Raw genomic sequence first — 21,705 nt, forward strand, 5'->3', positions numbered from 1 at the left:
GCGGGCCCGGCGGGAATTGTCAGACAGGTCCTGGGGCGCCGGCTCCACTCGTGGATGGGCGTCGATCCCGGATTCATCACCGGACGCACACGAAAATGCCCGGCGCACCGGCCGCGGAGTCCACTGTTCGCTCCCTCGACGCCCAGCACGCCGCTGGAGGGCAACGGGATGAATCCGTCCGGTCCGGGTCGCAGGGCCATCAGTGCCCAGAACCGATCGGCTCCTCCTGTTCGAGCAGGCGGCGTTGGGAGATGAGGTAGCCGAGTTCGGCTCGGCTGCGGCTGCCGAGGAGGTCGGAGACCTTCTTGATGTGGCCGGAGACCGTGCGGGAACTCACGCCGAGGCGGGCGGCGATGGTCTCGTCGGTGTGGCCGGTGACGACCATGCGGAGCATGGTGGCGCGGACCGAGTCGTTCATCAGGGCCGGGCGGTGCTGTTCGGGAACGATGGAAACCGCGCGGGCCCGTTCCCACATGTGGTCGAAGAGCTTGACCAGAAAGGCGACGGCACCGGGGTGGCGGACAGCGAAGGCGGCTGTCTTGCGTTCCGGCAGGCCGGGGATGAAGGCGACCGCGCGGTCGCAGATGATGACGCGCTCGAATATCTCGTCCAGGGTGCGGACTTCGGCGCCCTCCGCCGTCACGCGCTCTATATAGGCGAGGGTCGGTTGGTGGGAGCGGACGCTGTGCTGGTACAGGGTGCGCTGGCCCACACCACGACGGACCAGGGCCAGGTCGCGGGGCAGCGCCTCGGCCAGGAGGGCCGGGGAGCGGCCGCCGCCGGGCTGTGCCGTGAGGAGTTCCTCCTCGCACGCCTCGACGGCCAGGCGCAGCGACTGGCTGATCACGTCCGCGCCGCGCAGGGATTCGATGGGGGCTCTCGTGTCGCGCTGCGCCTTGTGGTAGAGGCTGTCTGCGACCACGAAGGACGAGCGCAGCGTCGCCAGGGTTTTCTCCTGATGTTCAATCTCTCGTACCACCGAGCGGGAGAGTTCCGCCTCGGCGACCCTCGGGGGGATGGGGATGAAGAATCCTGCCACGCCCGCCATCGGGCGCAGTAGCCCGTATGAGATCAGGCACTCGGGTACCTCACCCGATATCATGCCCTCATTGAGAGCTTCGCGATAACGCTCCAGGCCGTCGGTGCAAAAGCATACGACGGACGAAGGACCGCGGTTACCCTTTTCCTCAATGCCCTTTTCTAAGCACATATGCTCCCCCCTCGTGTTGCTGCGTTGCGTGATCTCGACGCCGTTCGGCCTCGCGTACGCAACCACATGTCAGCAAGATGGATCACGTAGGCGGGACGAGCGGTCGAACAGCTCCTGCCAGGCGTTTCGGCCTGACTCAGGGCCGCTGATGATCATTGCCGCCCACCCGGCGAGATATTGCTAAACGTGCAACTACTCACACTGGCGAGGTATCGAAGATGTCCCAGACCGTTCGGTACGGCCGCATCTGCAACGCCCTTGTAGCGACCACCGCGTCCGCGTGCAACGACTCGGCCTGGGGTCGACTTCGGCCACTTAAACGGAATTTCGCCAACCCGGCTTTCCCGCGTCGCGTGGGCGCCGCGCGGGAGGATGTCTGCCATTCTTTCGAGGGATCAGGTTTTCCCCCGCAATTACATCGGCAGAATCACCGCGGAGTAAAAAATTTCAATGTGCAGCCGTCCCGGGGAGGCAGGGACGTCGTTCTCGCGGTCGGTTCGAAGCCACCGTTATGGACCCGGTACCCCAAGTCGTCGGTGACGAAGGATTTGTGACTGCCGGTGGACACTCCCGCCGGCACGGCCGCTGGACGGTTTCCCCGGCATGCCGGCCCGACTGTCCGGCCTGCGCGACCCACAAGGTCCGCGACGGGTACAGCGCCGTATTCGGCCGCCCGTGCCTCAGTCGGTGACGAGGTCCTCCGGCGCCGACCGGGTGAGTTCGACCAGCGTGCCGAGCGCCTGGGACAGGACCTCCGGCTGGGGCGAGGCGAGGCCCAGGCGGATGGCGTTGGGGGCGTGGTTGCCGCCGATGGTGAACGCGGCAGCAGGCACGACCCCGATGCCATGCCGCGCCGCGGCGGCCACGAACGTGTCCGCGCGCCACGGGCGGGGCAACTGCCACCAGCAGTGGTAGGAGTGCGCATCGCTCTGCACGGCGAAACCGGCGAGGTGCCGGGCCGCGATCTCCTGCCGTACGGTCGCTTCCCGCTGCTTGGCCTCGACCAGCTTCTTCACGATGCCGTCCTGCTGCCAACGATGGGCGGCCTCCAGGGCGAACCGCATGGGGGTCCAGCCGCCCGCCCGCAGAGTGGCCGCGATCTCGCTCGCCAGACCGGCGGGCGCCACCACGAAGCCGAGTGTCAGTCCGGGCGCGATGCGCTTGCTCAGACTGTCGATCAGCACGGTCAGCTCGGGGGCGTAGGCGGCGAGCGGTGGTAGTTCGTCGCGCAGGAAGGCCCAGACGGCGTCCTCGATCGCGGGGATCCCGAGCCGCAGCAGCACCTCGGCCAGCCGCTCGACGCGCTGGGTGGGCATGGTGAGCGAGAGCGGGTTGTGCAGCCTGGGCTGTACGTAGACGGCGTGCAGCGGCGCGTCGGCGTGCGCCTCCTCGACAGCCTCCGGGATCAGGCCGGCGCCGTCCATGGCCAGGGGCACGAGGGTGATGCCGAGCCGGGCGGCGACGGCCTTGACGACCGGGTACGTCAGCTCTTCGACGCCGAGTCGCGCGCCGGGCGGCACCAGCGCGGTGATGACGGCCGAGATGGCCTGCCGCCCGTTACCCGCGAACAGGATCCGCGAGGGGGCGGGGCGCCAGCCGCCGCGGGCGAGGATGTCGGCGGCGGACTCCTGGACGGCCGGGAGGCCGGACGCGCCGACCGGGCGCAGGGCGTGGCCGAGCGCGTCGGGTCGCAGGAGCCCGCCGAGCCCTTCGGCAAGGAGCGCGCTCTGGCCCGGTACGACCGGGTAGTTGAGCTCCAGATCGATCCGGCTGCGGGCGGGTTCGGTGAGCGCGAGGACAGGCGCCCCGGACGCCGCCGACACCGCCCGGACGAAGGTGCCCCGGCCGACCTCACCGACCGTGAGACCTCGGCGGGCGAGTTCCTGATACACGCGCGTGGCCGTGGAGTTGGCGATGCCGTGCTGCCGCGCGAACTCGCGCTGCGGGGGGAGCTGGTCACCCGGCCTAAGGGTGTCGGCTCTGATCTCCTCGGCCACGGCGTCGGCGACACTCCGGTAGTCCTTCACGGCGCGCTCTCCCTCGTCGGATGACCCCAATCCAATCACAACATTGCACTGAGAGCAATATAGATATTGCATCGAGCTATTGCACTGCCATAAGCTCCGGGCATTACGTCGAGCCCGGAAAGGATTGCTGGACGCAGTGAACATGACCACGAGATCCCGGTCACCACTCGGCCGGACTCCGCTGCCCTCGCCCGACTGCCGAAGCTGCGGCTTCACATCCGATCTGATCAGGCAGGACGCGATCGCCGACGCACTCCGGGAGTACGCAATCGGGTGGCAGCGGCTGCTGCGGGCGCCGGGACTGAGCAGCCGCCGCACGGGCTCGCCCTCCTGGTCGCCCCTGGAGTCCGGCTGCCACGTACGGGACATGTGCCTGCTGTTCCACAATCGACTCGATGCAATCCTGAGGCAATCACTGATTGCACCGAGATTATCCGCTGGAGCAGATACGGATTCTGCCCGGCGCTACCGGGACGAGGCGCCGCAGCAGGTGGCGGACGAGCTGGGGTGCGCCGCCGAGGCCCTGGCCCGCCGCCTGGCCGCGCTCACCGTCGACGACTGGGACCACGACGATGCGCGCCTGGCCGACCCGCGGCTCACCGTCGACTTCTTCACCCGTCACCTCCTCCACGACATCGCGCACGATTTGGCCGAGGCCGTGCGCGAAGACAGTGAACGATGAACAGCGAATGAGGGATTTTCATGGTTGAACTGAGCGGGATCCTCGGCGTGACGGTGGTGGCACTCGGCATGGTGCTCACCCCCGGCCCGAACATGATCTATCTCGTCTCCCGCAGCATCACGCAGGGCAGGCGCGCCGGGATGATCTCCCTCGGCGGTGTGGCGCTGGGCTTCATGGTGTACCTGCTCGCCGCGAACCTGGGCCTGTCGGTCGTCTTCATCGCCGTACCGGAGCTGTACTTCGCGGTGAAACTGGCCGGCGCCGCCTACCTCGCCTACCTCGCCTGGAACGCCCTGCGGCCGGGCGGCATCTCCGTCTTCGCCCCGCAGGACGTGTCGCACGACTCGCCGCGCAAGCTGTTCACGATGGGCCTGATGACGAATCTGCTCAACCCGAAGATCGCCATCATGTACGTCTCCCTCATCCCCCAGTTCATCGACCTGGACAAGGGCCACGTCCTCCTCCAGGGCCTCATCCTCGGCTCCTTCCAGATCGTGGTCAGCGTCGCGGTCAACCTCAGCATCGTCCTCGCAGCCGGCACGATCGCCGTCTTCCTGTCCCGCCGCCCCTCCTGGCTCAAGATGCAGCGCTACATGATGGGAACGGTGCTCGGCGGCCTCGCCGTCTCCCTCGCCGTCAACACCTCGGGCCCGGCATAGGCGAGTTGACGGTACGTCGGCGACACTGAAGGGTCGGCCACGGAATTCCGTGGCCGACCCTTCAGTGTCGGTCTCTACCGCGCCGCTGTCAGATGCTCGGCGTGTTCCTGGAGTGAGCGGACGCCCACGTCGCCGTGGTTGAGGGCGTCGATGCCCTCGACGGCGGCGGCGAGTGCCTGCACCGTGGTCAGACAGGGCACCGAGCGGGCCACGGCCGCGGTGCGGATCTCGTAGCCGTAGAGCCGGCCACCGGTGCCGTACGGCGTGTTTCTGCATGCGGTGAAAGCTTCCCCCATCGACGGCGGAGGTTGAACCGTGCACATTGCTCGGAAATCCGCACTGCGGGAACCCGCAGTGCGGACAAAAAGGGTGTGCCGATCCTCAGCCCCTGGCGGAGCGCGAACGGCGGTCAGGCCATGGGTGCGGCCCGACAGCACTGGGGACGGAGCGCCATGTCTTCGAACGCCGCATGGGTCCCGCGGGTGAGGAGGGGCGGGATCGGGCCGCGGTGCGGGTGCCGGAGCGGACCGGCGTTCAGGACGCGGGCGCCCAGGGGGTGGTCCCCAGCGTGTTCTCCGGGCCGATGTCGAGGTAGTCCGACAGCCGCAGGGTGACGGCGTCCTGCCCCTTCTGCGGTGCGACGCGCAGATACACGCCGTGCTGGGCCGCCATCCGCCAGTAGAGGACCGCCTGTGCGCTGTCGCCCGGGTTCAGCGTGAAGGGCTCGGGACCGGGGTCGGCGGGCGCCATGGGCACCTTGTCCGTCCCCACCACGCTGTGCACCCCGGTGATCGGGGCGCCCTCCTCGTCCAGGACCTGGGCGATGGCCGGGTAGCCGTTCACCTTGTACGGCCGCTTGCCGCAGTCGGTGAGGGTCAGCGTCACGCCACGCAGACCCATGGCCGCGTCGACGGGTCCGGTGTCGAGGCGCAGGCCGGACCGCGGGCAGCCACGGCCCTGTTGCACCGGCACCGTCTTCGAGGGCTCGGGCGGCTCGATGACGGGAGGATTCGCGGTGGAGGTCCTGGTCGGGTCCGGGACGTGTGTCCGCCCGGGGTCGCGCTCACGGTCGAGCTCGGCGGACAGACCGCATCCACTGGTGACCGTCGCGACCAGGCAGGCGAGGACGACCGGGTGGACCCACTTCGCCCGAACGCCGGCGGCAAGGGAACGGCCACCGCGCGGAGGTACGGCGACGGTGGAGGCACCGGACCGCCTCGGACGGTCGGCGGCGGCTGCCGCGCCGACCCGTTTCGGGCTTGTCGCGATCACGGGCCGATCATGGCACGGAAGCTCGGCGGAGGGCATCAGTCCACCTGCCCTCGTGCCGTCACCAGGCCCGACTCGTAGGCGAAGACGACGAGTTGAGCCCGGTCGCGAGCGGCCAGCTTCGTCATCGCGCGGCTGATGTGGGTCTTGGCCGTCAGGGGACTGATCACCATGTGGGCGGCGATCTCCTCGTTGCTCAGGCCACGCGCGGCGAGCGCCGTGACCTCGCGTTCGCGGCGGGTGAGGCCTTCGAGGCCCGGCGCCGTGGCCCGGTCGGGGGGCCGGGCCACGAACTCCCCGATGAGAGTGCGGGTCACCGAGGGCGACAGCAACGCCTCGCCGTGGGCGACGACTTCGATGGCCTGGAGCAGATCGGCGGGCTCGGTGTCCTTGAGCAGAAATCCGCTCGCCCCGGCCCGCAGCGCCTCGAAGACGTACTCGTCCAGCCCGTAGTTGGTGAGGATGACGACGCGTACCCCGGCGAGTTCCGGGTCGGCGGCGATACACCGGGTGGCCTCGATGCCCGTCATCACGGGCATCTGCACGTCGACCAGGGCGACATCCGGCAGCTCGGCGCGGACCAGGGCGAGCCCCTGCGCCCCGTCGGCCGCCTCACCCACCACCTCGATGCCCTCCTCGGCGTCCAGCAGGGCGCGGAAACCGGCGCGCATGAGGGCCTGGTCGTCGACCAGGGCGACCCTGATCAGGCGGCCCGCCCCGGTCGGCGCGTCCGGGTCGCTCATCGCGCCTCCTCCGGTGCGTCCAGGGGTAGTTCGGCCCGGACCGAGAAGCCGCCCTCCGCGCGCGGGGCGGCATTCAGGGTGCCGCCGAGGGCGGTGACGCGCTCGCGCATGCCGGTGAGACCGATGCCGGGGGTGGGCGGCCGGGACTGCCGAGCCACCCCGTCGTCATGTACGCCGATCGTCAACTCGTCCGGGGCATAACCGAGTTCGACCGTCACCTTGGCGGGGCCCGCGTGCCGGGCGGCGTTCGTCAGGGCCTCCTGGACGATGCGGTACGCGGCGCGGTCCACGGTCGCGGCGAGCGGGCGCTCCTCTCCGGTCACCCGCAGATCGACGGCGAGCCCCGCGGCACGCGCCCGTTCGACCAGCAGCGCCGGTGTGCCGGTCGGCTCGTCGGTGCGCAACACCTCCAGCGTGGCGCGCAGTTCACGCATCGCCTCACCGCCGGCCTCCTGGATGGCGAGCAGTGCGGGCGACACCTCCTCGCCGCGCTTGCGCGCCAGATGGACGGCGACTCCCGCCTGGAGCTTGACGATCGAGATGCTGTGCGTGAGCGAGTCGTGCAACTCCCTCGCGATGCGCAGGCGCTCCTCACCGGCGCGGCGCAACGCCGCTTCCTCACGGGTCCGTTCGGCCTCCAGGGCGCGCTGTTCGGTCTGGCGCAGGTAGGCCTGCCAGGTGCGGTCGGCGAGGCCCGTGACCAGGGCGCACAGGAACCAGCCGGCGAGCAGCACCGTCCGCTCCACCACTTCCCGCGTCCCCGGTCCCGTCGCCACGAATCCGGCCAGGAACACGGCACTCGCGAGCGCCGCGACGCCCCGGTGGCCGGCTCTGGCGGCCGTGTGGACCGCGCCGAGGACGGGAAGGGCGGACAGGGTACCGGGGTGGGCGTGCACGACGTACCCCGTGGTGGTGACGGTGGTGATCGCCAGTACGACGCGCGGGGCACTGCGGTAGGCCGCCAGCGTCAGCGAACCGACGGCGATCAAGGTGTAGTCGAGGGCGGTGGTGCCGTCGTCGAACGCGGCCGCGGCCACCACCAGGGCGCCGACCACGACCGCGAGGGCCGCGTCGGCCGGACGCCCACGGACGACCTGGTCGAGCTGCATGCCCGGCACTCTATGCGGGCGTGCCGACCACCGCGTCAGACCTGTGGACGGCTGTCCGGCTACTCCCGTCGGAGTAGCCGGCGCCGGGCACCGGGCCGACGGCGGTAGCCCGGATCACCCTCGGCCGTACGACGCCCGCGACGCTTCCTCCGGGCCATCGTTGACCGTGGTCGCCGGTCGCCCGGCACCCCCCCCGTTCGACTCAGGAGGCGCTCATGGTCATGTCCATCTCCACTCCCTTCCGGTACACCAGCCAGCCCGCGCGGAAGTCGGCCACCGGCGTGACGGCCGACGTCTACGCCCAGCTCACCTCGGACTTCGGCATGGAGCGTCCGGCCACCTTCGTCGTCCTCTCCTCCGCGCCCGAACTCCTCACCTCCACATGGGCGTTGATGCGTGAGTCACTGATCGCGGGTGAGGGCGACAGGACCGGGAAGGAACTCGCCGCCCTCGGAGTGTCGTTGGCCAACCGGTGCCCCTTCTGCGTGGACGCGCACACGATGCTGCTGCACGCCACCGGGGACCATTCCCTCGCCGAGGCAGTCGCGCGCGGAGAGACACCCTCGGACGAGGGGCATGCGCGGGTGCTGGCCTGGGGCCGGGCGAGCCGGACGCCCGGAGCACCCGCGTTGATGCCGTATCCGTTCCCCGCCGCGCACGCTCCCGCCTACATCGGCACCATGCTCACGTTCCACTTCATCAACCGGATCGCGTCGGCGCTGCTGACCGAGAGCCTCCTTCCGGGCAACGCTCAGCGCTTCCGGGCGGTACGGAGTCTGGGCGGGCGGTCGCTGGCCAGGACGGTGCGCCGCCGGCCCGCACCGGGTGTGGGCCTCACGCTGCTCGACGCCCCGGGTCCGGGTCCCGACTGGGCGCGCGGCAGCTCCGTCGGCCCCGGCTACGCCGCCCTGCGCGACGCCGCCACCGCGGGCGGAGGACTGCTCGACGAAGCGGACCGTGCCCTCGTACGGGAAACGCTCCAGGGATGGGACGGCGCACATCCGTCACTCGCGTGGGACGGCCTCCCGGACCGCTCGCGTCCCGGCGCTCGGCTGGCACTGCTGGCCGCCCTCGCCCCGTACCGCATCACGGACGAGGACGTGACGGCCTGGCGCCAACCCGATCATTCCGACCGCCACCTGGTGCGCCTCGTGGCCTACGGCGCGTTCGCGGCCGTCGACCGCATCGAGCGGGCCCTCCCGGTCCGCGCCTCGAAGCGGTAGCCGTGATCGCGATGCGACGGAATGACGGAACCGGGATGGCGGGATGACGGGATGGAGAAACAGGCAACGATCACCGGGGCGAACAAAACAGACATCCTGCCACAGCATCAGTCAATCGCCGCCAAGGTGAGTCACTGTCACTACACGGGCACGAAGTCGGTTGGCCCTTCCGCACCACAGCGTCTCGTGTGACACTGGCGTCCCGTCCGCAGTGCGGACCATCTCCGCACCATCCCCCACGAGAAGTGCGCTTTGGGTTCTCTTCCTCTGCCGCTCGCGCTCGCCGCGCGTCTGCTTCCGGTCGCTCTGCTCGCCTCCGCGGGCTGGGCTCTGGCCGCCGGCCCGTCCGCAGCGACCCCCAACGCCGAGGATAAATCTACGCAGAAGCAGACAAGCGGCTCGGCGACGAGCCCATCGGCCTCGGCTGCTGTCAAGACGTTCGCCGCGTCGCCCGCCCCCTGTGGCGGCATCCAGGTCTCGACGATCAAGTCCCTGGTCCCCGGCGCCAAGACAGCCGGCCAGGAGATCGCGTCGACCGACAAGGCGGTGCGCCGCACCTGCTCGTGGAACGCGCTGAAGGGCTTCGACTACCGCTGGCTCGACGTCTCGTACGAGATCAAGGAGTCGGACGCCGCGGCGGAGAAGGCCTACAAGGATCGCGTCGCCGACAAGAGCGGTGGCGGGGCGGTGCCGGGCGTCGGCGACTCCGCCTACTCCGTGGTCAACCTCACCACCGAGGACAAGCAGCAGACCCGCGAAGGCGTGGTGATCGTCCGGGCGTCCAACGCGCTGGTGGTCGTCACCTACAACGGCAGCGACTTCGAGACCAAGAAGGCGCCCGGCACCGAAGAGATCAACAAGGGTGCCATCAAGGCGGCCAAGGACGCGACGGCGGCGCTGAAGGCCGAGCAGAAGAGCTGAAGGACGGCCAGAAGAACTGGCCGTCCTCCGGTCGCCGCGCTCAGACCGTGGTCCTGTCCTTTCCGCGCAGCAGCATCAGCACCACGTACAGCACCATCGACGTGCCGAGGCCGACCGCCCATCCGTAGTCGGCGAGCGACTCCAGCGCCGGGATGGGCCGTCCGTCGATCAGCGGATGGAAGTCCGCGCCGCCGACGGCCAGGACGCCGCCGGTGACGAAGGCGACCACGGCCCGCCAGTTCCAGCCGCCGTCGTACCAGTAGCGGCCGCCCGTGCGGTACAGGTCGGCGAGGTCGAGCTTGGTGCGGCGCAGGATCCAGTAGTCGGCGATGAGGATGCCGGCGACCGTCCCGAGCAGTCCGCCGACCAGACCGAGCCAGGTGAAGATGTAGCCCTGCGGGTCGGAGTAGAGCTTCCACGGGAAGATCAGTACGCCGAGGACACAGGTGGCGAGCGCGCCGGTACGGAAGTTGATCTTCCGGGGCGCGATGTTGGAGAAGTCGAAGGCCGGCGAGACCAGGTTCGCCGCGATGTTCACGGACAGCGTCGCGACCAGCACGGTGACCAGCGCGAAGATGATGCCGACGACGTTGTCCGTCTTGGCGGCCAGCTGGACCGGGTCCCAGACGGCCTTGCCGTACACGGCCTGCGAGCCCGAGGTCACCATGACGGACAGGAACGCGAAGAGCGTCATCGTGGTGGGAAGCCCGAGCGCCTGCCCCCAGGTCTGCGCCTTCTGGCTCTTGCCGTAGCGGGTGAAGTCGGGGATGTTCAGCGACAGGGTGGACCAGAAGCCGATCATGCCCATCAGCGAGGGCCAGAACAGCTTCCAGAAGTCACCGCCCCAACCGAGCTTCGACGGCTGGTCGAGCAGCGGCCCGAAGCCGCCGGCCTTGCTGCTCATCCACCACAGCATCACGCCGGCGCCGACGAGCACGAAGGGCGCGGCCCAGTTCTCGAACCGGCGGATGGTCTCCATGCCGCGGTAGATGATGGCGACCTGGAGCACCCAGAAGATCGCGAACGACAGCCACATGGTCCAGGCGTGGCCACCGACCTGTGAGGCGTTCCGCCAGCCGTCGCCGAAGAGCTTGCCCGCGAGGAAGTAGATCGCCTCGCCGCCGATCCAGGTCTGGATGCCGAACCAGCCGCACGCCACCAACGCCCGTACGACAGCGGGGAGGTTGGCCCCGCGGACCCCGAAGGAGGCACGGGCGAAGACCGGGAACGGAATGCCGTACTTCGGTCCCGCGTGCCCGGTGAGCAGCATCGGGACCAGCACGATCAGGTTGGCGAGGGCGATGGTGAGGACGGCCTGCTTCCAGTCCATGCCGACGGCTATCAGGCCCGAAGCCAGCGTCCAGGAAGCGGTGTTGTGGGCCATACCGACCCACAGGGCCGAGAAGTTGTACGTGGTCCAGGTGCGCTTCTCGACCGGAACCGGCAGCAGGTCCTCGTTGGCGTAGGGGCCGGTGGGCGCGGGTGCGCCGGGCGCGATCTCCACCCGGCCGTCGGGGAGCGTGACCTGTCCGGTGGGCGGGCTGTCCGGGGGGACGGTTTCTGTCATGAGCAGGCCAATCAATGAGGAGTGACGGGAGAGGCCGTGCGGGGACGAACTGCGGGGGGTGCGCGGGGAGCGCCCTGGTCCCCTTCCCGGGACGGCGGGAAGGGGAGACTGAGGGGGTCGGCCTTCGGTTACTGCCCGTTGATGCCGGGGATGACCCGCGTTCCGTACGCGTCGATGGTGGCCTCCTGGGCGTCGTGCATGTCGTAGACCGCGAACTGGTCGACGCCCAGCTCGCGCAGCGCGTTCAGCTTCTCGATGTGCCGCTCGGGCGTGCCGATCAGACAGAACCGGTCGACGATCTCGTCGGGCACGAACGCCGTGTCGGGGTTGTCGGCCCGTCCGTGGTGGGAGTAGTCGTACCCCTCACGGGCCTTGATGTATTCGGTGAGTTCGTCGGGGACGGCCGCCGAGTGCTCGCCGTACTTGGAGACCAGGTCGGCGACGTGGTTGCCGACCATGCCGCCGAACCACCGGCACTGCTCGCGGGCGTGGGCGAGCGCCTCGGGCGAGTCGTCCTCGGTGATGTAGGCGGGCGCGGCCACGCAGATCTTCACCTCGGCGGGGTCGCGCCCGGCCTCGGCCGCCGCGTCCTTCACGGCCTTGACCATGTACTCGGTGAGATAGAGGTCGGCGAGCTGGAGGATGAAGCCGTCGGCCTCCTCGCCGGTCATCTTGAGGGCCTTCGGACCGTACGCGGCCATCCAGACCGGCAGTTCGGCACCCGGCTTGACCCAGGGGAACTTGATGACGGTGCCGCCGAGGTCGGCCTCGTCGCCCCGGCCGAGGGCACGGATGACCTTCATCGCACCGCTTATACGGGCGAGCGTGTTGGGCTTGCGCCCTGCGACACGCATCGCCGAGTCGCCGCGCCCGATCCCGCACACCGTGCGGTTGCCGTACATGTCGTTGAGCGTCGCGAAGGTGGAGGCGGTGACCTCCCAGGTGCGGGTGCCCGGGTTGGTGACCATCGGGCCGACCGTCAGCTTCTCGGTGTTGGCGAGAATCTGACTGTAGATCACGAAGGGTTCCTGCCAGAGCACGGCCGAGTCGAAGGTCCAGCCGTACGTGAAGCCGTTGGCCTCGGCCCGCTTCATCAGCTCGATGACACGGGAGGCCGGGGGGTCTGTCTGCAGGACGAGTCCGAAGTCCATTGGCGCCACTCCTGGTCGCTCAGAGAAGGTACTGACAGGTGGAACGGGGGGTGTAGACGCCGTGGCCCGCGCGTCCGGTGAACTCCCGCTCGGTGATGACCATTTCGCCGCGCGACAGCACGGTCTCGACCCGTCCGGTGACGCGCTTGCCCTCGTACGCCGAGTAGTCGACGTTCATGTGGTGGGTCTCGACCGACATGATCTGCTCGGCGTGCGGGTCGTAGATCACGACGTCGGCGTCGGCACCGGGCGCGATGGTGCCCTTCTTCGGGTACAGGCCGAACATCCGGGCCGGCGTGGCACAGGCGATCTCGATCCAGCGGCGCCGGGAGATGTGCCCGTCGACGACGGCCTGGTGGAGCAGGTCCATACGGTTCTCGACGCCGGGAAGGCCGTTGGGGATCTTCGAGAAGTCGCCGCGGCCGAGCTCCTTCTGACCGACGAAGCAGAACGGGCAGTGGTCCGTCGACACGACCTGGAGGTCGTTGGTGCGCAGACCGCGCCAGAGGGCCGCCTGGTGCTCCTTGGGCCGAAGGGGCGTACTGCACACGTACTTCGCTCCCTCGAAGTCCGGCTCCGCGAGGTTGTCGGTCGACAGGAACAGGTACTGGGGGCAGGTCTCGCCGAAGACGTTCAGACCCTCGTCGCGCGCGCGGGCGATCTCGGCGACCGCTTCGGTGGCGGAGACGTGCACGACGTAGAGCGGGGCACCGGCGACCTGGGCGAGCTTGATGGCGCGGTGGGTGGCCTCGGCCTCCAGGAGCGCCTTGCGCACCTCCCCGTGGTAGCGCGGGTCGGTCTCGCCGCGGGCCAGCGCCTGTTCGACGAGCACGTCGATCGCGATGCCGTTCTCGGCGTGCATCATGATGAGCCCGCCGTTCTCGGCGGAACGCTGCATGGCGCGCAGGATCTGGCCGTCGTCGCTGTAGAAGACGCCCGGGTAGGCCATGAACTGCTTGAAGGAGGTGACACCCTCCTCGACCAGCAGGTCCATCTCCTTGAGCGTCTCCTGGTTCACGTCGGAGACGATCATGTGGAAGCCGTAGTCGATGGCGCATTTGCCGTCGGCCTTGGCGTTCCAGGCGTCGAGTCCCTCGCGCAGGGAGCGGCCGACGCTCTGGACCGCGAAGTCGATGATGGTGGTGGTGCCGCCCCAGGCGGCGGCCCGGGTGCCGGTCTCGAAGGTGTCGGAGGCGAAGGTGCCGCCGAAGGGCAGTTCCATGTGGGTGTGGGCGTCGACGCCGCCCGGGATGACGTACTTGCCGGTGGCGTCTATGGTGCGCTCGGCCGTCCACGACTCGGCCGTGGGCGTGCCGGTCGCGGCGAGGGCGGCGATCCGGCCGTCCTCGATCAGGACGTCGGCGTGGATCTCGTCGGACGCGGTGATGACGAGACCACCCCGGATGACGGTACGGCTCATGCTCCCTCTCCTTCCGGTCGTGCGTGCACTGAGGGGTTTGTGAGGCTGTCAGGGGCTGAGGTCGGCACTGTTTCCCGGTGCGGAAACTCGTGGGGCGGTTCGCGGGAGGGACCGTGCCGGCCGCCGTGCCGCCGGTGGCTCCGGGCGCCGCCGTCCGGCGCCCGGAGCCGGTCCGGGCCCGCGGCCCGGAAAGCCTCCGTGCCCGCGGCCCGGGGAGTTGCTAGGGCGCGGTCAGCGGCCCATAGGTCCCCGGGGCGCGGTCGCGGTAGAACTGCCACCGGTCGCGGACCTCGCGGAGTTTGGCCATGTCCAGGTCGCGGACGACGAGTTCGGTCTCCTTGTCGCTCGCCACCTCGCCGACGAACTGCGCTTCGGGGTCCACGAAGTACGAGGTCCCGTAGAAGTCGTTGTCGCCGTACTCCTCGACACCCACCCGGTTGATCGCGCCCACGAAGTACTCGTTGGCGACGGCCGCGGCCGGCTGCTCCAGCTGCCAGAGGTAGCCGGACAGACCACGCGAGGTCGCCGACGGGTTGAAGACGATCTCGGCACCCGCGAGGCCGAGCGCCCGCCAGCCTTCCGGGAAGTGCCGGTCGTAGCAGATGTAGACGCCGATCCGGCCGACGGCCGTGTCGAAGACGGGCCAGCCGGAGTTTCCGGGCCGGAAGTAGAACTTCTCCCAGAATCCGGGGACTTGGGGAATGTGGGTCTTGCGGTACTTGCCCAGGTAGGAGCCGTCTGCGTCGATCACGGCCGCGGTGTTGTACAGGACGCCGGGCTGTTCCTCCTCGTACATCGGCAGCACGAGGACGAGGCCCAGTTCCTTCGCCAGCGCCTGGAAGCGCCGCACGATCGGGCCTTCGGGGATCTGCTCGGCGTAGGCGTAGAACTCCTTGTCCTGGACCTGGCAGAAGTAGGGTCCGTAGAACAGCTCCTGGAAGCACAGGACCTGTGCGCCCTGCGCGGCCGCGTCGCGGGCCGCCTGCTCGTGGACCTGGATCATCGATTCCTTGTCGCCGGTCCATGCGGTCTGGAAGACGGCGGCGCGGATCACTCTGCTCATCGGGACCTCCGGTCGCTCGGTGTGCGAGGAGCCTAGAAAGCCCGGACCGCGTCTTTGAGTTGCACCGTGTCACGTCCGAAGTGCTGTGCCGTTCCACGGTGTCACCTCCGCGTCGTCCCGTGTTTCGCCAGAGTCGTCGTATGTTTCACCGTGGTTGCGCACCGGGTTCTCGCCGTTGCCGCGCATCGGGCTTCCCGTCGGTCCGCAGGGGACTTCACCGTTGTTGTGCATCGGGCTTCACCGTTGTTGTGCGTCGTGCGCGAGCAGGGCGATGTGGACGGACGCGGCCTGTTCGAAGTCGTCGAGGTCGACACCGAGGCGCGCCTGTATGGCCTCCAGACGGCGGTAGAGCGCGGGCCGGCTGACGTGGTGGAGCTGGGCGGTGCGCGACTTGTTGCGGCCGGTGGCGAGATAGGTCCGCAGCACGGGCAGCAGCCGCGGGTCCGCCTGCGGCCCCGAGAGCAGCCCGTCGAGTTCCCGTTCCGCGAAGGACTGGACGTGCGGGTCGTCCCGGAGCAGCCGGACGAGGCCACGCAGATGGACGTCACGCAGCCGCACCAGTACGGGCTGGTCCTGGTCCGCGGGTCTGTCGTCGGCGGCCTCGGCGACGTGCAGGGCCTCGCGCAGCCCGGCGGGGACGTCGTCCCAGGCGGTGCGGGGTCCGGCGGCGGCCACGGTGGTGGTGGCGCCCGTCTCGTGCCGCAGTCGCAGGGCGAAGTGTGCGGCCAGGGCGTCCGCGTCCTGGTCCCGGGCGAGGCTGAGCAGCAGGGCGGTGGCTCCGTCGGACAATTCGGCGACGAGTCCCGGCAGCCCCAGCAGCCGTAGTACGCGGCCGAGTTGGGCGGGGTCGGCCTTGCGTACCACCAGGGGTACGAAGGTGCGGCGGTTGACGGGCAGTCCGGCGGCCCGCGCTCGGGGAAGGAGTTGGCGGGCCGGCACGACACCGCTCACCAGGTCGGTCAGCAGGCCCTGCGCGGACTCCTCCTCCCAGGTGTGGGCGGAGCCGCCGAGCATGCGGTGCAGGACCAGGGCTTCGGCGGCACGGTCGGCGAGCAGCCGCCCGGTCGCCGCGTCGCCCCGGTGGCCGCACAGCACGATGCGGCCCCATCTCTCGCCCCGTCCGCCCAGCTCCGCGCGGATCCAGCCGTCGCCCTCGCTGCCGCCCGCCTGCCGGGCGATGCGGTCCCAGTCGCGCAACACGTCGTCGACGGCGGAGCGTTCACCGGCGGTGGCGAGCACCCGGTGGGCGAGGTTGGTGACGACGACGGGGCAGGCGGCGTGCACGGCGATCTCGTCGAGCATGCGTTGGAGCGGGGCACCGGTGGTGATGAGCCCGGTGAGGGCCGTGCGTACGGCCTCGGAGAGGCTCACGGCCGCGAACTTGCTCCGTACCAGCCGGGACTGGACCTCCTCCGTCAACTCGGCGAAGGGGAAGGGCCGGTGGAGCACCACCATGGGAAGTCCGCAGCGTTCGGCGGCCCGGCGCATCACGTCCGGGGGTGCGGGGAAGGCCCGGCCCAGCCCGAGGACGACGGCCGCGGCCTCGGCTCGGTGCAGCGAGCGGATGTACTCGGCCTGGGCATCGGGGTTGCCCGCGAGCAACACCCCTGTGGTGAGGACCATTTCGCCGCCGCTGAGCATGACGCCCACGTCGGCGGCCTCGGCGACGTGCACCCAGCGGACGGACCGGTCGAGGTGGCCGGCGCCGGCCACCACCTCGGGCTCCCCGGCGAGCACCCGGTCCAGGGCGAGGACCTGGCGTACCGACAGCGCGGGTTCCAAGGCGGTGGTCATGGCGGCGTTCCCCTTTTATCTGTGGCTCGGTTCGCCTCCGGAGCGCTGCGGCCGTTTTCGAGGACTCGACGCGTACCCGCCCTTCGGGTCTTCGCGCGCCGGATCTTCGACCCCTTCCGCCCCTTCGGCTCACCCGCCCTTGCTCACGATCTGTTACTGGGCCCGCTGTTACTGGGCCCGCCTCAGGGCGCGTTCCAGGATCGCCGCGCCCTCCTCCGCCTCCGCGACGGTGAGGGAGAGCGGCGGTGCGATGCGCAGCACGCTGGTGTCGTGAGCGCCGCCCTTGCCGATCAACAGGCCTTCCTCGCGGGCCGCTTCGAGTACGGCCGCGGCTCCTTCGGGGTTCGCCCGGTCGGTGCCGGGCTCGACCAGTTCGACGCCGATCATCAGTCCGCGCCCGCGCACCTCGCGTACGCCGTCGAACTGCGCGGTGACCGCGCGGAGCCGTTCGATGAGCAGGCCGCCGACGCGCCGGGCGTTGCCCTGGAGGTCGTGTTCGAGGAGGTAGGTGAGGTTCGCCAGCCCCGCCGCCATGGTGACCGGTGAACCGCCGAAGGTCGAGATGGAGTTGGAGTCGAGGCTGTTCATGATCTCGGCGCGGGCGACCACACCGCCGATGGACATGCCGTTGCCGATGCCCTTGGCGAAGGTGAGCATGTCGGGCGGGCCGGAGGCGGCGTGCGCCTGCCATCCCCAGAAGTGCTCGCCGGTGCGGCCCCAGCCCGTCTGCACCTCGTCGGAGATCCAGAGGACTCCGTGCTCCTGGAGGACCTCGCGGAAGGCCGCGTACAGGCCGTCGGGCGGTGCGGTGAAGCCGCCGACGCCCTGGACGGGTTCGGCGATCAGCGCCGCCGGCGGGCGCACATGGCCGAGCAGGTCCCTGAGGTCCTCGACACAGGCGGCGACGAACGCCTTGTCGTCGAGGTCGGCGTAGGGGCCGCGGGTGCGGACGCCGCCGTGCACGTACAGCGTCTGGAGGGGGGACAGGGAGGTGGGTGACCAGCCCTTGTTGCCGGTGATCCCGACCGAGCTGAACGACCGGCCGTGGTAGCTGTTGCGCATGGCCAGGATCTGGTTGCTCCGCCGGTGGGCGGTGGCGAGCAGCAGGGCCGCGTCGTTGGCCTCGGTGCCGGAGGTGGTGAAGAAGACGCGGGCGTCCGGAATGCCCGACAAGTGGGCGACGCGCTCGGCGAGTTCGACCATCGGCCGGTTGAGGTAGAGCGTCGAGGAGTGGATGATCCGGCCGGCCTGCTCGCTGACCGCCTTCGTCACCTCGGGCAGCGCGTGAGCGGTCATCGTGGTGAGGATTCCGCCGAAGAAGTCGAGGTACTTGTTGCCCTCGGCGTCCCAGACGTGGCGGCCCTCGCCGTGCGTGATCTCGATCGGGTCCTCGTAGTAGAGGGCGAGCCAGTCGGGCAGGACGGCCTGGTGGCGGGCGTACAGGTCGGTCATGGCTGCACCAGCCCTTCGTAGGCGTCGGGGCGCCGGTCGCGGTAGAACGCCCACTGTTGGCGTACTTCCTCGATGAGGTCGAAGTCCAGGTCCCGGACGATGAGTTCCTCGGCCTTGTCGCTCGCCGTCTCGCCGACGAACTGTCCGCGCGGGTCGACGAAGTACGAGGTTCCGTAGAAGTCGTTGTCGCCGTACTCCTCCTGCCCGACCCGGTTGATCGCGGCGATGAAGTACTCGTTGGCCACGGCCGCGGCGGGCTGTTCCAGCTGCCAGAGATGGGCGGAGAGGCCGCGGGAGGTGGCGGAGGGGTTGTACACGAGCTGGGCGCCGTTGAGGCCGAGCTGCCGCCAGCCTTCGGGGAAGTGGCGGTCGTAGCAGATGTAGACGCCGATCCGGCCGACGGCCGTGTCGAAGACGGGCCAGCCGAGGTTTCCGGGCTTGAAGTAGTACTTCTCCCAGAAGCCCTTCACCTGCGGGATGTGGTGCTTGCGGTACTTGCCGAGGTAGGTGCCGTCGGCGTCGATCACGGCCGCGGTGTTGTAGTAGAAGCCGGACTGCTCGACCTCGAACACGGGTACGACGATCACCATGCCGGTCTCGCGCGCGAGCTCCCGCATACGGGTGACGGTGGGCCCGTCGGGGACCGGCTCCGCCCAGCTGTAGTGCTCCGGCTCCTGGACCTGGCAGAAATACGGGGCGTTGAAGACTTCCTGGAATCCGATGACCTTGGCACCCTGCCGGGCCGCCTCGCGGGCGTGTTCCTCGTGCTTGGCGACCATGGATGCGGTGTCGCCGGTCCAGGTGGCCTGGACCAGGGCGGCACGTACGACGTTGGCCATGAGCTGCTCCTTCGACGGGACGTCAGAGAGCCTCTACGCCCGTAGACAAAGGCTGTAGAGGCTCGAAAGTAAGCCCCCCGGACAGCCTTGCCAAGACCATCGTCGTTAACCCGCTGAGTCGATCACGTTTCTGACCCCCACGGGTGAGTGACGTGGCCGGTGGGGCGGGACGGTGCGGCCGATCGGAGGACCGGTCGGTCATCGGCAATCGCGCGCGCACCTCCCTCCGCGCGCGCGGAGGGAGGTGCGGGGACGGGGAGGGGGCGGCCGGGTGGCGTGGCCGTCTCGCCGGGCGGACGGTCACGTCGTGAAGCCCGCGACGCGCAAGGCGTGGACCAGGTCCCACTGACATTCGTCGGACACGCTCCGGGCCGCCTGCAGGAGAAGCGGTACGAGGCGCTGCGGGTCCGTCTCGACGCTGCGGGCGGCCTCCTCCGGGGTGCGTACGCGCACGTACGCGTCGAGGAGGGCGCCGATCTCGCGTGCACGGCCCTCGTCGGCGAGCCCGAGCACGGCAGCCCCGATCTCGGGCGCGGGCCGGGTGACGCCCTGGCGCAGCATCTGCCGGCCGTCGGCGGTACGGCCGGCGGCGGTGAGCGCGTCGGCCGCGGCGACCAGCCGGTCGGCGGGCAGCGAGGCTGCTTCCCAAAGGAGGGTGGCCCAGTCCGCGTCGAGGCCGGCGCGGTGGAGTTCGGCGGCGAGCAGGGGGAAGCGTGCGGGGGGCCAGTAGGCCGCTTCGACGAGCAGGGCGTGCGCCTCGCCGCTGCGGCCCTCGCTCCGCAGCCGCGTGAGGGTCCCGACGGTCTCCGCGGTGAGTCGTCGCGCGTCTTCGTCCGGCGGCTCCGTCTCCGGCTTCGTCCGCGGGCGGGCGGGTTCCTCGGCGGCCCCCGCGAAGCGTGCGCCGCGGGGTGTGCGCCTGCCCTGCGCGGGCGGGGCGGTCAGCACCGGCGCCGTCTGCGGTGCGGTCACGGGCGCCGCGTCCGGCGCCGTCATCCCGGCGAAGCGGGCGCTGCCCCGGGGCCGGCGCTTGGAGCGTTGCTTCGGGCCCGCGCCTGGTCCTGGTCCTGGTCCGGACGGGGTCCCGTCGTCCGTCGGGGCGGGTGCGGCGGCTTGACCGTAGGCCCGCTCGCCACCCGCCGCCAGGTCCGTCAGCGGGGACCTGGGCTCCGCCTCGCCGCCGGGGGCGTGGCCCGCGGGAGGAGACCATGACCCCGACTGCCCAGGGAGCGCCGGGTCCGCGCCTGGTCCGGGGCGGGGCGGGGTCCCGTCGTCCCTCGGGGCGGGTGCGGCGCCTTGGCCGTAGGCCCGCTCGCCGCCCGACGCGCGGCCCGCGGGAGGAGACCAGGACCCCGACTGCCCAGGGAGCGCCGGGCCGGCGCCTGGCCCTGGGCCGGGGCCGGAGCCGTGGCCGTGGCCGGAGCCGTGGCCGGAGCCGGGGCCGAGGCCGGAGCCGGGGCCGAGGCCCGCGCCTGGTCCGGGGCCCAGGCCGGAGCCGGGGCCGGGGCCGGAGTCCGGGAAGCGGCCGACGGGGCTCGTGTCGGCATCGTGCGCGCCGGCTTGCATACCCAGGTGTGCGCCCCGGAGCGCGCCGGGAGTGCCCGTCTCCGGGGCGCGCCGGGCGCCTCCCCTTTCGGACGGGTCTCCTCCGGACGGGTCACGTCCGGACCGGTCCCCTTCGGACGGGTCGGCCCAGTTCTCCGGCTGCCGCGTCCATGCGGCGCCCCCGGTGGCGGGGGGCGGAAAACTCAGCGCGCCCTGCGCGCGGGTGCGCAGGGCGCGGCGGTCGACGTCGGTCATACGGTGGCGCAGTTCCGTGCAGCGGGCGGTGGCGCGTTCGTGATCGTCCTGAGCCCAGGCAAGGTCCAGGTGGATCGCGTCGGCCTCTTCCCGGGAGGCGGCCGAGGGGAGCAGCCTGCTCAGTTCGCCATGGCGTTCGGCGGCGTAGCGCTGTTCGCGGAGCATGACATCGAGGCGGTCGCCGAGGGCGTCCCGGCCACCCGGACGGGCGTCGTACGCGGCCAGCGAGGCGCGGTGCAGGGCGCGGGCCCGTTCGGTCTCCTGAGCGGCGGCACGCTCCCCGTACTCCGCGACGACGTCCTGGAGGAGCGCCTCCACGACGTCCCAGGGCGGCACCTCCCAGCCCTCCAGGCACGCCCGCATCCCGTCGGGGTCACGTTGCCAGAAGACTCCGCACCAGCCGCCGCCGCGGTCGAGGCGGTCCACCAGCCCGTTCAGGTACCTCGCGAACTCCAGCACCTGTCCCGGGAGTTGTTCTACAGCCATCACCCAACTCCCCGCCCGACGTGAGTACTCCGACCCGATAGAAAACACCAGCCGTGTTACGGATCGACTACGGGGAGTTTTCGGCACGGACGCAGAGCTCTCAGCGACGGACACCTCGTCGCACTCCCGTACGAGCACGCCGAAGGACGGGGGGTCTTACGCCCCTCCCCCGTCCGCGTGTCGAACGCGAGCCGTCACGCACCCACCGCGCCCACCGCGTCCGGCGCGGCGGGACTGGCGCCCGGGACACCCGGGAGCCGATGCCCGGCACGCACGAAGACCGCCGCTCCGGC

17 protein-coding genes and 1 pseudogene are annotated in these 21,705 nt (G+C 70.4%); 4 read left to right on the forward strand and 14 right to left on the reverse strand.

What is annotated here, in order from left to right; genetic code table 11:
• Positions 1 to 199: 199 nt before the first annotated feature.
• Entirely contained in the window at positions 200 to 1,048 is an 849-nt protein-coding gene (locus ACFYR3_RS06710; protein WP_389282027.1) for a LuxR C-terminal-related transcriptional regulator, read from the reverse strand.
• Positions 1,049 to 1,890: 842 nt separating this feature from the next.
• Entirely contained in the window at positions 1,891 to 3,237 is a 1,347-nt protein-coding gene (locus tag ACFYR3_RS06715; protein ID WP_389281820.1) for a PLP-dependent aminotransferase family protein, read from the reverse strand.
• A gap of 367 nt (positions 3,238 to 3,604) precedes the next feature.
• Between ACFYR3_RS06715 and ACFYR3_RS06720 the strand changes: the two genes are divergently transcribed.
• Together ACFYR3_RS06720 and ACFYR3_RS06725 are read left to right on the forward strand one after the other, a co-directional pair.
• Entirely contained in the window at positions 3,605 to 3,919 is a 315-nt protein-coding gene (locus tag ACFYR3_RS06720) for a hypothetical protein (RefSeq protein WP_356786860.1), read from the forward strand.
• A 20-nt stretch (positions 3,920 to 3,939) separates the two neighbouring features.
• Positions 3,940 to 4,578 carry a LysE family translocator gene (locus ACFYR3_RS06725; RefSeq protein ID WP_355840227.1) on the forward strand — a complete coding sequence of 213 codons (639 nt, stop codon included), beginning with the start codon at positions 3,940 to 3,942 and terminating at the stop codon, positions 4,576 to 4,578.
• A gap of 74 nt (positions 4,579 to 4,652) precedes the next feature.
• On the opposite strand, the pseudogene ACFYR3_RS06730 reads toward ACFYR3_RS06725, so the two are convergent.
• The 4 genes and pseudogenes from ACFYR3_RS06730 to ACFYR3_RS06745 form a co-directional block, all read right to left on the reverse strand.
• A pseudogene (locus ACFYR3_RS06730) lies at positions 4,653 to 4,847 on the reverse strand (hypothetical protein); the annotation flags it as partial.
• Positions 4,848 to 5,112: 265 nt separating this feature from the next.
• A complete protein-coding gene (locus ACFYR3_RS06735; protein ID WP_389281823.1) occupies positions 5,113 to 5,850 on the reverse strand; it encodes a DUF4232 domain-containing protein in 738 nt (245 codons plus the stop codon).
• Between the two features lie 35 nt (positions 5,851 to 5,885).
• A complete protein-coding gene (locus ACFYR3_RS06740; protein ID WP_355840225.1) occupies positions 5,886 to 6,590 on the reverse strand; it encodes a response regulator transcription factor in 705 nt (234 codons plus the stop codon).
• Positions 6,587 to 7,699, reverse strand: a complete 1,113-nt coding sequence (locus tag ACFYR3_RS06745; protein ID WP_355840224.1) for a sensor histidine kinase — start codon at positions 7,697 to 7,699, stop codon at positions 6,587 to 6,589. The genes ACFYR3_RS06740 and ACFYR3_RS06745 overlap by 4 nt, the downstream gene beginning before the upstream one ends.
• 227 nt (positions 7,700 to 7,926) lie before the next feature.
• On the opposite strand from ACFYR3_RS06745, the gene ACFYR3_RS06750 reads away from it, so the two are divergent.
• Positions 7,927 to 8,922, forward strand: coding sequence for a carboxymuconolactone decarboxylase family protein (locus ACFYR3_RS06750; RefSeq protein WP_389282029.1), 996 nt, complete (start codon positions 7,927 to 7,929; stop codon positions 8,920 to 8,922).
• A 252-nt stretch (positions 8,923 to 9,174) separates the two neighbouring features.
• Positions 9,175 to 9,843 carry a hypothetical protein gene (locus ACFYR3_RS06755; protein WP_355840223.1) on the forward strand — a complete coding sequence of 223 codons (669 nt, stop codon included), beginning with the start codon at positions 9,175 to 9,177 and terminating at the stop codon, positions 9,841 to 9,843.
• A gap of 40 nt (positions 9,844 to 9,883) precedes the next feature.
• On the opposite strand, the gene ACFYR3_RS06760 is transcribed toward ACFYR3_RS06755, so the two are convergent.
• The 8 genes from ACFYR3_RS06760 to ACFYR3_RS06795 form a co-directional block, all read right to left on the reverse strand.
• Complete coding sequence (locus ACFYR3_RS06760; RefSeq protein ID WP_355840222.1) at positions 9,884 to 11,410, reverse strand: NCS1 family nucleobase:cation symporter-1; 1,527 nt, start codon at positions 11,408 to 11,410, stop codon at positions 9,884 to 9,886.
• Between the two features lie 128 nt (positions 11,411 to 11,538).
• A complete protein-coding gene (locus tag ACFYR3_RS06765) occupies positions 11,539 to 12,561 on the reverse strand; it encodes a TIGR03842 family LLM class F420-dependent oxidoreductase (protein WP_355840221.1) in 1,023 nt (340 codons plus the stop codon).
• A 19-nt stretch (positions 12,562 to 12,580) separates the two neighbouring features.
• The gene (gene hydA, locus ACFYR3_RS06770; protein WP_355840220.1) at positions 12,581 to 13,981 is read right to left on the reverse strand and encodes a dihydropyrimidinase; all 1,401 of its coding nucleotides are present in this window, start codon (positions 13,979 to 13,981) and stop codon (positions 12,581 to 12,583) included.
• Positions 13,982 to 14,201: 220 nt separating this feature from the next.
• Positions 14,202 to 15,044: a nitrilase-related carbon-nitrogen hydrolase gene (locus ACFYR3_RS06775; protein ID WP_351125899.1), complete on the reverse strand. Its 843-nt coding sequence runs from the start codon at positions 15,042 to 15,044 to the stop codon at positions 14,202 to 14,204.
• Positions 15,045 to 15,281: 237 nt separating this feature from the next.
• Positions 15,282 to 16,838, reverse strand: a complete 1,557-nt coding sequence (locus ACFYR3_RS06780; RefSeq protein ID WP_355840219.1) for a PucR family transcriptional regulator — start codon at positions 16,836 to 16,838, stop codon at positions 15,282 to 15,284.
• Positions 16,839 to 17,006: 168 nt separating this feature from the next.
• On the reverse strand, positions 17,007 to 18,290 hold the full coding sequence (locus ACFYR3_RS06785) for an aspartate aminotransferase family protein (RefSeq protein WP_355840218.1): 1,284 nt from the start codon (positions 18,288 to 18,290) through the stop codon (positions 17,007 to 17,009).
• Positions 18,287 to 19,129 (reverse strand): nitrilase-related carbon-nitrogen hydrolase, encoded by an 843-nt coding sequence (locus ACFYR3_RS06790; RefSeq protein WP_355840217.1) that lies wholly within the window; start codon positions 19,127 to 19,129, stop codon positions 18,287 to 18,289. Before ACFYR3_RS06790 ends, ACFYR3_RS06785 begins: the two co-directional genes overlap by 4 nt.
• A gap of 300 nt (positions 19,130 to 19,429) precedes the next feature.
• Positions 19,430 to 21,412, reverse strand: coding sequence for a hypothetical protein (locus ACFYR3_RS06795; protein WP_389281828.1), 1,983 nt, complete (start codon positions 21,410 to 21,412; stop codon positions 19,430 to 19,432).
• Between the last annotated feature and the right edge of the window lie 293 nt (positions 21,413 to 21,705).

It is taken from the genome of Streptomyces sp. NPDC005784 (genome assembly GCF_042871525.1).
In the GTDB taxonomy this organism is placed as follows: Bacteria; Actinomycetota; Actinomycetes; order Streptomycetales; family Streptomycetaceae; genus Streptomyces.